Genomic DNA, 16,577 nt, shown 5'->3' with positions numbered 1-16,577 from the left:
GATTGTATAGCCAATTTAAGAAAATAAAATTGAGATTTACAGCTTTTAAGCCTATTAGATCATAAAAACCGCGTATTTTGTACAAGCCCTCAAAAACAAACCTGATTGGAATGGAAAGACCGCAGCGTAGCGAGGACTTGTAATGGAAAGCAGGGCAGAACCTCAGCTAATAGCAGTACCCTTGCTTTCCAAAGCCTAAATAAGTTAGGATTATGCTCACTAGAAACTAAGCCCGCTTAACTTCTCAGCCAAAACCTCCGAAATTTTACGGTACGAATCAAACGTCCAGCCGCCAACATGCGGCGTTAAAATCACTTTGTCGTTATTTTTAAGTTCCTCATACCACACCTGTTCACCCAAATCCGGGAATTTTTCCGTCTGCAGCACGTCCAATCCGGCACCTAAAATCTTTCCGCTTTTAATGGCATTCAGCACTGCCTGCGTGTTAACAATTTCACCCCTTGCCGTATTGATGAAGAAAATAGGCTTTTTAAAATGAAAGAAATACTCATCATCAACCATCTGTCTGGTTTCGGCAGTTAGGGGAATATGCAAGCTCAGTACATCACTGTGTTTCACAATTTCTTCCATGCTTACCTCGCGGGCAAAAGCATCCGAAAATCCAGTTTTATATTTGTCATAGGCCATTACATCTACCTCGAAACCCGCCAGTTTCTTCGCAAAACTCTGCCCCATAAAGCCATAACCAATAATTCCCACCTTTTTGCCTTTCAATTCGTAACCACGGTTACCTTCCCTATCCCACACCCCGTTTCTAATCTCAATATCGGCCCTGCGGAAGTTGTTCATCAATGATAACAGCAAACCCGTAGCATGTTCGCCAACAGCATCGCAATTGCCTTCGGGCGCATTAATCAGTTCGATATTTCTTTCAAAAGCGATCTTATCATCAATATTATCCAACCCTGCCCCTGCCCTGGCTACAAATTTTAAATTTGGGGCAGCAGCAAAAATCTCAGCATCGATCCTAAATTTTGTCCGAACAGCTATGCCTATATAATCCTTTATTTTATCTAGTGTTTGTTGACGGGTAATCTGTGGTTCATCATCAACCTCATAGCCCATGGCAATAGCCTGCTCTTTAAACGCAGGGTGTAAATCATCAACAATTAATATCTTATTCATAATGAACAAAAGTAACATTTTGCAAATTGTTCGATTGTAATATTCTGTCATTGTTTTAGCAAAACTGAAAACTGCTGATTGTTACCTGTCTACTATGGATTAACCCACAAAAATATTACTATAAAATGGCTGTAATAAAATAGTTACGGCTCCTTAATTAAACTTAGTTGCCGTTACTTTGTCTCCCTTTATAAAAACACACGAAATTTTATTTTTTAATGAGACTTTTACAATCGAGAACAATACAGATTACCCTTTTACTTTTAAGCTTATCATTTAGTCTTTTCGCACAAACAAGCGGAAAAGCAAAAATTACCGGAATACTTAAAGATGCAAAAACACAGGAAACCATTCCATTTGCTACAGCTATTTTAATTGATAAGGCTACGGCCAAAAACGCAAAAATTGTGCAAACTGATGTAAATGGTGCTTTTGTAATGACCGATATCCCTGCCGGAACTTTTACCTTTAAAATAAGTTTTGTGGGTTACCAAACCATGGTTAGAGATAACGTGGTAATTACTGCCGCCACGGGTACATTAAACTTTGGCGACATTAAAATGAATCCTTCAAAAGGAAATATGCTGAGCGAAATTACCGTAACAGGCCAAAAACAAGGCATGCAGATGGGGATCGACAAAAAGATTTTTGCTGTAGATCAGAGCGTAATCAGCGAAGGCGGCTCAGCAGGCGATTTATTGCAGAATGTTCCTTCTGTTTCTACTGATATGGATGGCAATGTGAGTTTACGTGGTTCTACAGGCGTTAAAGTATTAATTGATGGAAAACCATCTTTAATTGCCGGCGGTAATGTAGCGCAGATTCTTCAATCAATCCCGGCAAGCTCAATCGAAAGCGTTGAGGTAATTACCAACCCATCGGCTAAATATGATGCAGAAGGTCAATCAGGCATCATCAACATTGTACTGAAGAAAAACACAAAACTAGGCTTTAACGGTTCAGTTGCATTAACTGCAGGTAACCGTGATAACTATAATGCCAACACCAACTTAAGTTTTCAGAACAGCAAAGTAAACCTTTATGGAAACTATGGCTATCGCTACGGTAACCGTTTTGGTGGTGGTTTTCAGGACATTACCTACAAAACACCAACCAGTTCAACAGCTTTCGCAAATCAGAATACCGTTTCTAATTCTTCCGATAGAGGGCACAATGCTAAAGCTGGTTTAGATTATTATCTGGCACCAAAAAGCGTAATCAGCTTATCAGGTGGTTTTAACTCAAGAGAAAATGAGCGAAATGAATTGCTTGATATCAGACAATTAAGTTCAAACCAGTCGCCTGTTTTATTGAGCAACAGAACCAATAAAAATGATGGCTATGGCAAAAGTTATGACCTGAATTTAGATTATGTGCAGAAATTCAATAAGCCAAAAGAAGAATTAACTTTCAACTTTGGTTATTCGAACGGAACAAACAATAACGACCAAACTTACAGTACCAACACCACTAACCGCAATGGTGTCCCGATTGATGAAACCTTAAGTTTACAACGTGTTTTTAATACCGGCAACAATACCAACTACAACATCCAGACTGATTATGCATTACCTGTAGGTAAAGCTGGTAAAATTGAGGTTGGTTACCGTAGCCAGATCCGCTTAGGAAACAATGATCAATACGCAGATTCGATCCCTACAAATACAAATATTTATGTCAGCAATAATAAGTTAATTAACGGTTTCGATAGTAAAGATCAGGTGCACGCACTTTATTTCAATTACCAGAACCAGATTAAAGATTTTGGTTACCAAATTGGATTAAGAGGAGAAGATGCGCGTTTAAATACGCATTTAGAAGGTTACACGGGTAATGTATTAACCACGGCCGAAGGAAATATCCACTACAAAAGAATTTATCCTAGTGTTTTCTTAACTCAAAAATTTAAAGGCGACAACCAGCTCCAATTGAGTTATACCCGTCGTGTAAACCGCCCTCGCCCTTGGGATACCAATCCATTTTTGGATGTTTCGGATCCTTTAAACTATAGAGGTGGTAACCCGAATTTATTGCCAGAAGATGCACACTCTTTTGAATTGGGATATAGTAAATACTGGAAAAAAGTAACCTTAACCACGAGTTTATATTTCCGCCAAACCAATGATGTAATTCAACGGGTAAGGAGTACACCAGTTAATGGGATCATTACTTCAACCCCTCAAAATTTAACGAATCAAATCAATAGTGGTTTAGAATTAATTGGTCGTTTCGATCTGATCAAAGTTTTAAACTTCACCACCAACGTAAACTTATATCAAGCAAAGTTTGCTGGAGATGCACGATTTGACATTCCATCGAGCAGTGGATTTAGTTGGAATGCCAACCTAACGGGAAATTTAACTGTTGCAAAAAATGTATCGTTACAGATACGCGGCGATTACAGAGCACCGGAAGTGATGGCACAGGGAAAACGTAATGCCATGTACGGAATTGACGGTGGAGCCAAATATGATTTCCCGAACAAAAAAGCATCTTTAAGCTTCAATGTTCGAGATGTATTTAACACCAGAAGATGGAGCATGACAACCGAAGATAAAGCAACAATTGTTGATTTTGAACGACAAATGCAGGGAACAATGGGTAACTTAACGTTCTCTTACCGATTTGGAAAAACAACATTTACGGGCGCCAAAAAGAAGAAAGACGATCAGCAGGACAACCGTCCTGATGAAGGATCATTTTAATAACCTAAGGTGCTTAGAAAAATTTTTCTAAGCACCTTTTTTACTAATCAGATATTGGGAAAACTTTTACCTAAGCTTTGCTTTACCCTATTGATTTTACTCAACGCCTTTGCTGCGCTTGCTGTAGAGAAAGGTTTAATCAGTGGAAAAGTGATTGAAGAAGTTGGTGGATTATCTATTCCATCAGCAGTAATATCTGTTTATATCGATGGATCTGAACAGCCCATAGTTACATCTGCCACAGATGAGGATGGCCATTTTAATATTAAAAATCTAAAAACAGGAAATTATAGCATTAGGGTAAGTTTTGTTGGCTATGCCCCATTAAAAGTAAATGGAATAGCCATAACAGAAAAAGATTTTGATAAAAACCTGGGCGCATTAAAACTAACTTCTGATCAAAATTCTTTACAGGAGGTAACCATTACTGTCCAAAAGCCGCCTATCGAATTTGGTGCAGATGGCGTGACTTACAATGTTGGCTCAACACTACTGGCTGAAGGCAGTACCGCAACAGATGTATTAAAAAACGTACCGATGGTACAGGTAGATATTGATGGTAATGCGACCATAGCTGGGAAAAGAAATACCAGGATTTTTATTGATGGTAAGCCCTCAGACTATATGACCTCCAACATCGCTGACCTGCTAAATGTACTTCCTTCTGATGCCATTGATAAAATAGAAGTGCTGACCAATCCGCCATCTAAATATAGCGGAGACGGCGAAGGCATCATCAACATTGTAATGAAAAAGGGCTTCAAGGTTGGTTTCAATGGCAATGTAGGCATTTCGAGTGGTTTGCAAGGTAATGGTAATACCAATGCCAATGCATCTTACCGCGGAAAATCTTATGCTATAAATGGAAGCGCAGCTTATCGTTATAATGTTGGGAAAAGCGACAGCCATAATTTCCGCGAAAACTTTTTTCCTGATACTACTTTTTATTATGACCAATATGGCGCCAATCGAAACCACAACAACGGTGGAAATTTTAGAATAGGTTTAGATTGGACCATTAGTCCAAAGCAAAGTTTGCGCTTATCAACCAATTACAACCTCAATAATTCAAATTCAAATGCGACAACCGATCTTCATTACTTAAGCGAAGAACGGATAGAAAACCGTCTCCGCAACCAGCATAATACGGGTAAAGGCAATAGCAATAACTTTGTTTTTAATGCCGATTACGATCTTCAGACCGATACCAGCGGAGGTAAAATATCTTTAGGCTTAAATTTCAACACCAATAAGAGCATCGATTTTAGGGATTATAGTACCACTTATGCCCAACCCAATACATCATCCCCAACTTTACAGCAAAATAATAACAACACCGGAAACAGGGGACTAAACGTAACCTTAGATTACGAAAAACCAATATTCAATAAACGCGACCGCATTGAAGCCGGGCTAGCTTTTAACTACAGAAAGAACGATAACGACTTGTTAATCGAAAATTTTAATTTTGCAGCTCAACAGTTTGTGCGTAACAACAAATTATCGAACCAGTTTTTATACAATGAAAACATAGCTGCTGCTTATGCCTCTTACAACTACCGGAAGGTTGGCTGGGGCGTTAAAACAGGAGTTAGGGCCGAACTTACCGATGTAGCTTTCGATTTATCTACCGGGCAGAATTATAATGTAAAACCTTATTTGAGCGTTTTTCCTAATTTATCTTTAAATCGATTTTACCGCAAACGGTACAATATTGGTGCTACCTATGGCATCCGTGTAAACCGGCCAAGAGAAAATACCTTGAACCCACAGGTTAATAATGTTGATACACTTAATATCTCCTACGGGAATCCTAATCTATCGCCAGCTTACACCCACCAGTTTGATATTAATTTTGGGGCTTTTGGCCAGAAATGGTCATTCAACCCGCGGCTCTCTTATTCTACCAGTCAAGGAGTTATAGAACGCTACCGTACGGTAACATTAATTCCAGGCTCCAATACAGCCAGATCTGAAAGCACTTACGATAATGTGGGCACCAATAATTCGCTATCGCTTATCCTAATCGGAAATTATCGCCCTACCAATAAGATATCGGCCAATGGAAATTTCAGTGTGATCCAAAGTAATTATAAATCGCAATTAAACAGTTCGCTGAACCGAGATGGTTTGAGTTTTAGAGGAGCAATTGGCCTATCGATGCAGTTACCGCTTAAAACGGCTTTCGAATCGAACTTAAATTATGCCAACAATACTAATGCACAAGGCCGGAGCAAAGGTTCCATTACTTCTAATTTCTCGGCCAGAAAAGTTTTTTTTGGTAACCGGTTAAACCTTCGCATAACAATAAATGATATTTTAGGAAACAGAACCAATACCTTTTACAATGAAGGCCAGAATTTCAGGCTGGAGAATTATTCAACCAATAACACGCAGAATTTCACTTTTAGCCTAAATTATCGTTTCACTAAAATTACCGTAAATAAAATTCCACCACCGCCGCTGCCTGCAAAACCACAGTAAGATAAAATCATATTGCTTATCTTGCATCATGGAAGAGATCAACCCTTGGAAAACACTAGAGAGCGAGGTAAAGTACGATAACAACTGGATCCGCTTAACCGAACATCAGGTGATTAACCCCTCTGGCGGAAAAGGAATATATGGTACCGTTCATTTTAAAAACCTGGCGATCGGAATCCTCCCACTAGATGAAAATTACAATACCTGGTTGGTTGGTCAATATCGGTATGCCCTAAACGCCTACAGCTGGGAAATTCCCGAAGGTGGTGGCCCATTTCACGAAGCATCGCTAGAAAGCGCCAGAAGGGAATTATTGGAAGAAACGGGCATGAGCGCCAGAAACTGGAAAGAGATCCAAAGAATACATTTATCTAACTCTGTGAGCGATGAACTGAGCATAATCTATGTTGCCACCGGTTTAATTCAAGGTATCGCGATGCCAGAAGAAACGGAACAGCTCGTGGTAAAAAAATTGCCCTTTGATGAGGCTTGTCAAATGGTTTTGAATGGAGAGATTACCGATTCGATAAGCGTTGCCGCAATTTTAAGAGCAAAGCTGATGATAATGAATGGCGAATTGTAGCTCGGACAACCACCAAATGTTCCTAACGGAACATAAAAAATATTGCATATTTTTTTGCTACCCAGCATATGTCCCAACGGGACATTAGGGCAACCTGGCGAATTATAAAATTTTTTTAAAAAAATGGCACACCTCTATTTACTCCAAGTGCTTATTATTTTGTCAATAAATCCATAAGCTGTTCCATAGGAACAAATCCTGGTAGAAATATACAATAAAAAATATTGCATATTTTTTCCTGCCCAGCATATGTCCCAACGGGACATTAGGGCAACCTGGCGAATTATAAAATTTTTTTAAAAAAATGGCACACCTCTATTTACTCCAAGTGCTTATTATTTTGTCAATAAATCCATAAGCTGTTCCATAGGAACAAATCCTGGTAGAAATAATACAATAAAAAATATTGCATATTTTTTCCTGCCCAGCATATGCCCCAATGGGACATTAGGGCAATCTGGTGAATTATAAAATCTTTTTAAAAAAAAATGGTACACCTTTATTCTAAATCCATAAGCTGTTCCGTAGGAACAAATCCTAGGTAGAAATAATGCAAATTGCAATTTTCGTTCCGTAGGAACGTTTCGTGGCCAATAAAAATTGTACATCTTTTTATAATTCAAAAAATTGTACCTAATTTAAGATTGCAAAACAATGCATCAACCCTTATTTAATAAGATTTTTGTTTTAAATTGCCTAGCAATTCTTAAATATTAAATCATCCCAAAATTATTAACGTCCCTTATCGGACAAGTCCTCGGTGGGAAAAATCGCGGTTTGCGATTTTCGTTCCGTAGAAACGTTTAATGTTGATTTAAATTTAAAATGCCATGCCGAATACCTATACCCAATTGCATATTCAATTTGTTTTTGCCGTTAAATTTCGGGCCTCATTAATTCATAAAGATTGGAAGGAAAGGCTTTTGAAATATATCACAGGGATATTTCAGGCAAATAACCATAAAATGATCCAGATCAATTGTATGCCAGATCATATTCACATCTTTATTGGTATGCGGCCACACCAATCCATTTCCAGCCTGATCCAGAATGTAAAAACAGAAAGTTCAAAATGGATTAACGATCAGAGATTTTGTAAAGTTAAATTTGCCTGGCAAGAAGGTTATGGCGCATTCTCTTATTCAAAAAGCCATGTTCAACAAGTTATTCAATACATTCAAAACCAGGAACAGCACCATAAAAAGGAGACCTTTTTACAGGAGTATGCCAGTTTCTTAAAAATGTTTGAGATTGTATACGAAGAAAAATACATCTTCAAAGAACCAAAATAATTTATTATTATCTTTGCCATCTATTAAATCAACCAGATGAGCAAGCTTTTCGGATATATTTTAAGCCCTATTTTTTATATTTTCTTTGGATTAACACTTTGTATCTTCCATCCTATACAGTGGATTTGCTTTAAGCTTTTTGGTTATAAAGCGCATAAAGTTTCGGTAGATATCCTTAACTTTTTCCTAACCTACTGCCAGATCTTTCTATTCAATTCAATCAGTTTTAAGAATGAATACGATTTACCTACAGATAGACCAATTATTTTTGCCGCAAACCACCAAAGCATGTACGATATCCCATCGTTAATTTGGTTTTTAAGAAAACACAGTGCAAAATTTATCTCTAAAATTGAGCTTACCAAAGGTATTCCATCCATATCCATTAACCTGCGTTTAGGCGGTGGGGCAAACATCAACCGAAAAGATAACAAACAGGCCATTTCCGAAATCATTAAACTTGGCCGTAGAATGAAAGAAAACAACTGGAGTACTGTTATTTTCCCGGAGGGAACCCGGGCGAAAGATGGTCAGCTGAAAACATTCCAATTTGGAGGTATTGCTACCATATTAAAAGTAGTACCCAATGCTTTGGTCGTTCCGGTGGCTATAGAAAATTCGTGGAAAATTGTTCGCTTTGGCATGTTTCCATTAACCACTGGCAATGCGCTAAAATGGACCGTTTTAAAACCGATAGAACCAGGCATAAAAACGCCAAATGATATCACGCTAGAAGTAGAAAACGAAATCAGGAAAGTTTTAGGCCAGCCAATGGCGCAGCCTGCTGTGTAGTCTCCATTAAGCTGTACAACATTATTCACCTCAACCCCCTCTTTAAAGATCCTTCGACTCCGCTCAGGATGACAATCGCGGCAGGATCATTCCGTGGTTTCTGTGCTTCCGTGGCAATTAAAAGGTTAATTGTTTGAACTGATTAAGCGCCTAACGCTCTAAATGTTCTTATTTCCGATCACCCTGAAAAATTCATCGCGGTAAGTATCGCCAACAGGGATAATCTTTTGATTAATGGTAATGCGGCTACGCTCAATACTTTCAATTTTATCAACAGCCACAATATAAGATTTGTGCACCCTGATAAACTGACCTTGAGGCAAAGCTTCTTCCATCTTCTTCATACTCTGTAGCGTAATTACACGCTCATCTTTTGTAAAAATCGAGATATAATCTTTTAAGCCTTCGATGAATAAAATATTGTGCAAATAGATTTTTTGAATCTTATGTTCTGTTTTAACGAAAATATAATCTTGCACAGGATTTGCCGAACCAGAAAACGGTGCAGGCGTAACAATGGGCTGCGCTACACTTGCAGGAGCTTCAACCGGTTTTACCTGATTATGTACTTTTTCTACCGCTTTATAAAAACGGTCGAATGCAATTGGCTTTAACAGGTAATCCGAAACATTTAGGTCATAACTTTCTAAAGCATATTGTGGGTAAGCGGTAGTTAATATGTAGTGGCATTTATTCCCAGCAATTTTTAAAAACTGGATTCCGGTCAGCTCAGGCATTTGAATATCTAAAAACACAAGATCAATCCCTCCGCCCTGAACAATCTGCAAAGCTTCAATAGGGTTTTCGCACCTTTTAACCATAGTTAAAAAAGGCACTTTCGAAATATAATCCTGTAAAATATCAAGCGCTAAAGGCTCATCATCAACAACAATACAGTTTAAGTTCATTTTAGGTTATTATTTTAATTAATGATTTTTATCCGGTTTATGTTTGGTATCGGATTATATGTCAATCATCAGTTCACAGGTATAATGAGTAGCCGAATTTACAACATTTAATTTATATCTGTCAGGGTAAACCAATTGTAACCGTCGTTCTACATTGGTTAAACCAACTCCTCCCTGCGCATCTTTATTCTGTTGGTTCTTTTTATTCACTACACTAAAATGCAAAATCTTCTGGTTGGCAATGATGTTAATTTTTACCGGTTCGGCCGGATCGGTTACTACACCATGTTTAAATGCATTTTCTACAAATGAAATCAACATTAAAGGAACAATTTTTTGATTGTCAATTTCACCGTTTAAAGTAAGCTCGATATAGGCGCCATCTTTAAACCTTATTTTTTGCAGTTCGATATAACTGGTTAAATAATCTACTTCCTTACTAAGCGCTACTGTTGGTGTATTGCTCTCATAAATCATGTAACGCATAATTTCCGAAAGCTTCATAATGGCATCGGCTGTTTTATCCGATTTTTGATAGGCCAATGAATAGATATTATTAAGCGAATTAAAAAGAAAGTGTGGGTTTAACTGCGATTTTAAAAACTGAAGCTCCATTTCGCGGCGTTCGCTTTCTAGGTTACGTTGGATCCTTTCGCTTGCAAACCAATCGATCGTAAATTTGATAATACAGCTGCAGATTAAGAAAAAACCTGAAAGGAAAGTAACCATGATCACAAAATTATGAACAGGTATGTCCATACGTTTTCCTTTGGCATTTACTGCAGTTAACACATCATCCGGATACAATACCGCTATGGCTGTTTTAGCAACAACAGATACCGCAATTAATAATAGAAATGCTAATACGTATATAAAATATTTCTTCCTCTTCTTGATCAGTTCAGGAATTAAGAAAATATAATTAATGTAGAAAATTGAAATATTGATTATTCCATATACCACATAGCTGATAAAATAATCTTTAGCTGTATGTATTGAAGTATCAAAAATATTCATCCCAACAATTAGCATTACAATAATTGTCCAAAAAATAGCATGTAATATTAAAGGCCCCTTACTTTGTTTCATTAGAAATATATTAAATGGTTATGAAAGCTGATATCCGTTTAATAGACACATATTAACTTCATGCATCCAAAATAAATAAAGTTTTATCGATTTACTTACACAATCTACCAACGGGCATTTTTTTTCTACCAACGGCCCAATAGGCAAATTTTATCGACAAACGCCAAAAATGTCTGTTGATCTAGAATCTTGAACACTTGGTATAATAGATTTTAGCAGGTTGTTTTTCTTGAGTTTCTTTGAATCATCAAAACGAAAACAAAATGAAAACATCATCAGCAATCAACTTAAAAAATCAAACAGTAATTACTGATGGTATTTTCGCAACCGCTCAAATAAAACTATCGATCATGAAAAAGTTAGCAAACACATCACCATTTTTACTTTTATTATTACCTGTATTTATGATGATTATTTTAACACTTACCGTTAGCACCAATCAGAATGATGCAGAAATAGTTGTAAAACCTACAAAAACATCCGGTTCTATTGTGAAACAAGTAACTGCTATTTTCAAATAGAAACATGGGTAATTACGCTATCGAAACTGTAGGTTTAAACTTTAACTTCGGCAACCAGGTTATTGTAAAAGATCTTTCATTACAAGTACCAAAAGGCAGTATTTACGGCTTCTTAGGTCCAAATGGAGCGGGAAAAACAACCACTATAAAAATTTTGCTTAACCTGCTCAAATCGCCATCCGATCAGGTTTTTATATTCGGTAAAGAAATAAACAGTAATCGCATAGCTACCCTTAAACGCATAGGTGCCCTGGTAGAACAACCAGCCATTTATGGCCATTTAACAGGGAAAGAAAACCTCATTAACCGCTGTATTCTGTTAGGCATAAAAAAAACGAAAGCTGATGAAATGCTGTCGCTAGTAGGTTTGACAGAAGCTGCAAATAAAAAAGCCAGTAAATATTCGTTAGGTATGAAACAACGGCTAGGCATTGCGCAAGCACTAATTTCAGACCCCGAATTACTCCTGCTGGATGAGCCTACAAATGGCTTAGATCCAAATGGCATTATTGAGGTCCGGAACCTCATGATCGATTTAGCTACAAAACACCAAAAAACAATATTGGTTTCAAGCCACCTATTGGCAGAAATAGAAAGAACAGCAACCCATGTTGGCATTATAAATAAAGGTCAATTATTATTTCAGGGTACGATTAACGAACTTCATTTACTGAGCAAACCTGTGCTCGAAATTGAAGTCGACAAGATCGAAAGTGCAAGTTCCCTTTTAACAAAGTCGGGTTATGAAATTATAGCAAAAACCGAAAAGATAATTACTATACCATTTACTTCATCACAAAAAAGTGGAGAACTAAATACATTACTTATCCAAAATGGCTTTACGGTGAGCAGTCTTTACCAGCAAAGAAAAGACCTCGAAAATTTATTCCTTGATATTACCAAAACAAACTAACATGTACGCTCTTTATATTTCTTTAGTATCAGAATTTTACAAATCCAGAAAAACCTTAGCTTTCTGGGCAGCTATATTATTACCCGTTATTATATGCGGGTTGATCAGCTTTGGTTTTTATTCCGACGCTGAGAAAATCATCGCCAACCATTATCCTCCAATGGTATTATGGGCACATTACAGTGGTGCAGCACTTGGCGTAATGGGATTCTTAATAATGCCCTTCTATGTTATATTCATGGCCTTTTCGGTCAATAACATCGAACATAAGAACGATACCTGGAAAATGTTATTTGCCCAACCCTTAAATAAATTTTCGATTTATGCGGCAAAATACCTGTATGCTGTGTTGTTAATATTTATCTGCTTATTCTTATTTGCTACACTTACCTACGCCTTTGGCCACTTATTACAGGTATTGGTGCCTAAGCTTAATTTTAATCAGTACAACCCGCTAAATATCCTGGTTAACTCTTACGGCAAATTATTCTTATCATCTTTAGGCATTTTATCGCTACAGTTCATATTAAGCTTGCTATGGAGTGATTTTCTTAAGCCGATGGGCATTGGCTTTATTGGAACCATTATGGGCATTATTACCGCAAATGTAGGGTGGAAATATGCTTACCTGATCCCTTATTCATTACCTGCTCTGTCTTTAAAGATGACCAAGGTAAAAAAAGGAGGCGATCCGCTGGATTTTCCGGTTTTTACGCAGGAAATATGGACAAGCTTGATTTATGCTTTGGTTCTTTTCATTATTGGCTATTTTATTGTAACCAAAAAGAGCATAAAATAGCTAGTGCGACTTCATAAAAGACACTAAAACAAAAGCCTGCTGATTTGACTTTAGTATCAAATAGCAAGCTTTGCTGTTTAGAAATGAGAGGTTATGCGTATTTTAATCCTTAAAAGGATAATATTCTTTCTTTAAAGGCCCAAACAATTAATTGATAAGAATTTTTAAGATCGAGCTTTCTTACCATATTTCTTCGGTGCGTATTAACGGTATGCTCGCTAATAAAAAGCATTTCGCCAATTTCTTTACTGTTGTAACCCATCGATAACAGGTGTACAATTTCAACTTCCCTTTCGCTGATCGAACTGTGATTTTCCCGTAGCAGGATATTATTTGTCATTTTTGAAAGAATTAAAGGGTTAATGTTTCTATAATCAAGCTTTATTAAAAAATTAGACTTATTTTAAAATAAGTTCAAAATATTTGTTTCAATAGGCCCAGGGCATTCATCTTTTTACAATCACAAATTATTCAGCTGTTATTGTATACCAAAAGTAGTGGTACGTCGCAATTCGGCGCTAGCGCAAAACGCCTTAAATGAAAGGGTATTTTTACGGTATTTTAATTGCAAATAGCTCTTGCCGAAACCCTTATTATTATCGATTTTTAGAGAAAATCAAACTTTTAACTTTTATGATCAAAAAATTTAATTCGGAACCTATCGATAAGAAGGTTGCGCAGGCAATGGTTAATGCCTACACAGAAGAAGCCAGGAAATTTCCAAAATCTTACACGAAAGCCGTATGGTTTCCGGCAGAACAGATTTTAGAAATGGCAAAATCAATGAGCGAAGGGAAATATGATGGATTGAGAATTTATTTTGGACAATACACCCCCGACTCACTTGAAGGTTTGCCAAAAACATACGAAGGCCGAAATACCTTACTATTAGTGCCTACACTGCCAAGTATAAGCAATGATGACGAACACAGAGATGACCTGGATGATATCGAAAACAGGGGAGAAATGTGCCCTGAAGTATGTAATGGAACTTGTCTATAATATAAAGAATGATCAAGATTATAGATCCTGTAACCTCAGTTGAACTTGTATGTTTAATAATTGCTATATTTTTTCTAAGCAAGGATAAACAAAGTTTTTGGACTATAACCTTGGCGTATCTTGCATTTGTATGTTGTACAGAGTATTTCGGCCAGTATATTGGTGCTAAATACAAAAACAATCTTTGGGTATATAATGTATTTGTTTTTTTTGAGGCAGGTTTTATCTCTTATGGATTGTATAATTGTTTTAAAAAATACATTAACCCTAAACCCATTTTTTTAATTAGCAGCATTATTATCTACACCACATATTTTGCTGTTTTTATAAAAAATGGGGTTTTTGCTTTCAATTCGATTACTGTAAGTGTAATGTCGGTTATTTTTGTGCTGTACTGCCTTTACTATTATTACTTACTACTTAGGGACGAGCACCTATTAGATATCACATATCACTCAGAATTTTGGTGGCTAACCGCTGTTTTGTTCTTCTATTTTGGCAGTACCACCAGTAATTTGTTCTTTGGCTTATTTAAATCTATCAAAATTGGTCCTTACCCACTAACATACGCTATCTACATACTGTTAAACTGGATTTTATATGGCCTTTGGGCTTACTCTTTTATATGCAGAGCCAAACAACGCAAATTGCAATCTTAGTAGGAATATCTACTTTGATTTTTTTATTGATGCCCGTGTTTTTGATATTCTATATTAAGATTAGTATAAAGTATAGAAAAAATCACATTCTCGAAAAGACAGCTATAAAACAGAAATTTGAATCCGAAATGCTTCAAACCCGTGTTGAAGTACAAGATCAAACGATGCAAAGTATAGCCACAGAATTACATGATAATGTTGGCCAGTTGCTCAGTCTTACCACACTTACCTTAAATTCTGTAAATTTAAACGATGGAGAAAAAGCCAGGAATAAAATCGACAATTCATTAGCATTGGTTAACAAATCCATTAAAGAATTAAGGGAGCTGGCAAAACTATTACATGGCGAGCAACTGGTAGAAAATGGCATTGGCCACGCTATAGATCAAGAAATTAACTGGCTGAATAAGGCTGGTTCTTACAAACTAAAAGTCAACAACCAATTAATCGATCTGCAAATTACATCGCCGAACAAAGATTTAATCATTCTTCGTTTATTGCAGGAAATCATCAATAACATCATAAAGCATGCCCAGGCAACCTATATTCAAATCGATTCGCATCTGGCAGACCATATTTTACATTTAAGGGTTGCCGAAAATGGGATTGGTTTTAACCCTGAAGAACCTAAATCAAAAAAATCGGGAATGGGACTAAATTCTATTTATAAAAGAATTGAGATGATCAATGGAAAATTAATATTAAATTCGACTCCAGGCGAAGGCACTTCCATTTCAATAGAAGTTCCATACCCTTAATTGTATGCAAGAACAAAGTATCTCTATCGCTATTGTTGATGACCACACGCTTTTCCGTTCCGGATTGGCCAGCCTATTGGAAGAATTTGACGAAATAAATGTCACGTTTGAGGCTGTAAACGGATTAGATCTCCAGTCTAAAATAAACAGCCACAAACACGTTCAACTGGTACTAATGGATATTAATATGCCGGTAATGGATGGCTTTGCAGCAACTAAATGGGTTAAAACGAATCATCCGAACGTACATGTGCTTGCATTAAGTATGCTCGAAGATGAAAAAGCGATTATCGGGATGCTTAAAGCCGGTGCCGGAGGGTATATGCTTAAAGAATCAACCCCATCCGATCTGCTAACTGCAATTAAAGTAATCGTAGATAAAGGTTTTTATGTAAATGAACTGGTATCTGGTAGGCTTTTGGTGGCACTAAAAGACAGCGATCAAAAACCAGTATTCTCTGCAAGAGAACTTACATTTTTACAATATTGCAGTACCGAACTTACTTATAAGGAAATTGCAGACCTCATGAATGTTAGTCCACGCACAGTAGATAACTACCGGGAATCTCTTTTTGCGAAGCTGAATATTAAATCGCGCACCGGATTAGTGGTATATGGCATCAAAAATAACTTTATTACCATATAGTCCCTACCTTATAAATACTGATTTACAGCAAAATAATTATTTTAATCTAATTACTTTTGTCAAAGCAAACCCCTAAAAGGGAGCAAAAACTCATTCTCATTAATTTTTTCCAACCTGAGTTCGATTATTAAATCTCATTTTGTGGCGTTTTAATCAAGTTTTCTGTTAAGACGGTCGTCACCCTGAATTTATTTCAGGGTCTTTCACGCTAAAAAGATGCTGAAATAAATTCAGCAGGACGATAAAGCGGGATTAGGCGTAAATAAGATATAATTTTCAG

Annotated in this window: 16 protein-coding genes; 12 read left to right on the top strand and 4 right to left on the bottom strand. The window is 36.8% G+C overall.

Going from position 1 to position 16,577, the window contains the following annotated elements; genetic code table 11:
* Positions 1-219: 219 nt before the first annotated feature.
* Positions 220-1,146 carry an NAD(P)-dependent oxidoreductase gene (locus tag AW17_RS12125; protein ID WP_029276721.1) on the bottom strand — a complete coding sequence of 309 codons (927 nt, stop codon included), beginning with the start codon at positions 1,144-1,146 and terminating at the stop codon, positions 220-222.
* Positions 1,147-1,364: 218 nt separating this feature from the next.
* Between AW17_RS12125 and AW17_RS12120 the strand changes: the two genes are divergently transcribed.
* The 5 genes from AW17_RS12120 (at position 1,365) to AW17_RS12095 (ending at position 9,002) form a co-directional block, all read left to right on the top strand.
* Entirely contained in the window at positions 1,365-3,851 is a 2,487-nt protein-coding gene (locus AW17_RS12120) for a TonB-dependent receptor (RefSeq protein ID WP_029276719.1), read from the top strand.
* A gap of 54 nt (positions 3,852-3,905) precedes the next feature.
* Positions 3,906-6,335, top strand: a complete 2,430-nt coding sequence (locus AW17_RS12115) for a TonB-dependent receptor (RefSeq protein ID WP_029276717.1) — start codon at positions 3,906-3,908, stop codon at positions 6,333-6,335.
* A 28-nt stretch (positions 6,336-6,363) separates the two neighbouring features.
* The gene (locus tag AW17_RS12110; protein WP_029276715.1) at positions 6,364-6,918 is read left to right on the top strand and encodes an NUDIX domain-containing protein; all 555 of its coding nucleotides are present in this window, start codon (positions 6,364-6,366) and stop codon (positions 6,916-6,918) included.
* An 830-nt stretch (positions 6,919-7,748) separates the two neighbouring features.
* Complete coding sequence (tnpA, locus tag AW17_RS12100) at positions 7,749-8,210, top strand: IS200/IS605 family transposase (RefSeq protein ID WP_029276711.1); 462 nt, start codon at positions 7,749-7,751, stop codon at positions 8,208-8,210.
* Between the two features lie 36 nt (positions 8,211-8,246).
* Positions 8,247-9,002, top strand: coding sequence for a lysophospholipid acyltransferase family protein (locus tag AW17_RS12095; RefSeq protein ID WP_029276709.1), 756 nt, complete (start codon positions 8,247-8,249; stop codon positions 9,000-9,002).
* 158 nt (positions 9,003-9,160) lie between these two features.
* Here AW17_RS12095 and AW17_RS12090 read toward each other — a convergent pair whose 3' ends face one another.
* Together AW17_RS12090 and AW17_RS12085 are read right to left on the bottom strand one after the other, a co-directional pair.
* Positions 9,161-9,910: a LytR/AlgR family response regulator transcription factor gene (locus AW17_RS12090; RefSeq protein ID WP_029276707.1), complete on the bottom strand. Its 750-nt coding sequence runs from the start codon at positions 9,908-9,910 to the stop codon at positions 9,161-9,163.
* 54 nt (positions 9,911-9,964) lie between these two features.
* The gene (locus AW17_RS12085) at positions 9,965-10,999 is read right to left on the bottom strand and encodes a sensor histidine kinase (protein WP_029276706.1); all 1,035 of its coding nucleotides are present in this window, start codon (positions 10,997-10,999) and stop codon (positions 9,965-9,967) included.
* A gap of 263 nt (positions 11,000-11,262) precedes the next feature.
* Between AW17_RS12085 and AW17_RS12080 the strand changes: the two genes are divergently transcribed.
* The 3 genes from AW17_RS12080 to AW17_RS12070 are packed head-to-tail and all read left to right on the top strand — an operon-like array spanning position 11,263 to position 13,232.
* On the top strand, positions 11,263-11,520 hold the full coding sequence (locus AW17_RS12080) for a hypothetical protein (RefSeq protein ID WP_029276704.1): 258 nt from the start codon (positions 11,263-11,265) through the stop codon (positions 11,518-11,520).
* Positions 11,521-11,524: 4 nt separating this feature from the next.
* Entirely contained in the window at positions 11,525-12,433 is a 909-nt protein-coding gene (locus AW17_RS12075) for an ABC transporter ATP-binding protein (protein WP_029276702.1), read from the top strand.
* Between the two features lies 1 nt (position 12,434).
* Positions 12,435-13,232 (top strand): ABC transporter permease, encoded by a 798-nt coding sequence (locus AW17_RS12070; RefSeq protein ID WP_029276700.1) that lies wholly within the window; start codon positions 12,435-12,437, stop codon positions 13,230-13,232.
* 109 nt (positions 13,233-13,341) lie between these two features.
* On the opposite strand, the gene AW17_RS12065 is transcribed toward AW17_RS12070, so the two are convergent.
* Positions 13,342-13,572: a response regulator transcription factor gene (locus tag AW17_RS12065; RefSeq protein WP_029276698.1), complete on the bottom strand. Its 231-nt coding sequence runs from the start codon at positions 13,570-13,572 to the stop codon at positions 13,342-13,344.
* 197 nt (positions 13,573-13,769) lie between these two features.
* Between AW17_RS12065 and AW17_RS12060 the strand changes: the two genes are divergently transcribed.
* The 4 genes from AW17_RS12060 to AW17_RS12045 all read left to right on the top strand — a co-directional run bounded on the left by AW17_RS12060 (position 13,770) and on the right by AW17_RS12045 (position 16,297).
* Positions 13,770-14,234: a hypothetical protein gene (locus AW17_RS12060; RefSeq protein ID WP_029276696.1), complete on the top strand. Its 465-nt coding sequence runs from the start codon at positions 13,770-13,772 to the stop codon at positions 14,232-14,234.
* An 8-nt stretch (positions 14,235-14,242) separates the two neighbouring features.
* A complete protein-coding gene (locus AW17_RS12055) occupies positions 14,243-14,893 on the top strand; it encodes a hypothetical protein (RefSeq protein ID WP_029276694.1) in 651 nt (216 codons plus the stop codon).
* Between the two features lie 128 nt (positions 14,894-15,021).
* Positions 15,022-15,651, top strand: coding sequence for a sensor histidine kinase (locus tag AW17_RS12050; protein WP_167343672.1), 630 nt, complete (start codon positions 15,022-15,024; stop codon positions 15,649-15,651).
* Positions 15,652-15,655: 4 nt separating this feature from the next.
* Positions 15,656-16,297: a response regulator transcription factor gene (locus AW17_RS12045; RefSeq protein WP_029276690.1), complete on the top strand. Its 642-nt coding sequence runs from the start codon at positions 15,656-15,658 to the stop codon at positions 16,295-16,297.
* Positions 16,298-16,577 lie beyond the last annotated feature (280 nt).

Origin of the sequence: Pedobacter borealis DSM 19626 (assembly GCF_000708285.2) — a bacterium.
GTDB classification, from domain to species: Bacteria; Bacteroidota; Bacteroidia; order Sphingobacteriales; family Sphingobacteriaceae; genus Pedobacter; species Pedobacter borealis.
Note: the sequence above shows the minus strand (reverse complement) of the source record. Positions and strands in the feature narration are given on the sequence as shown.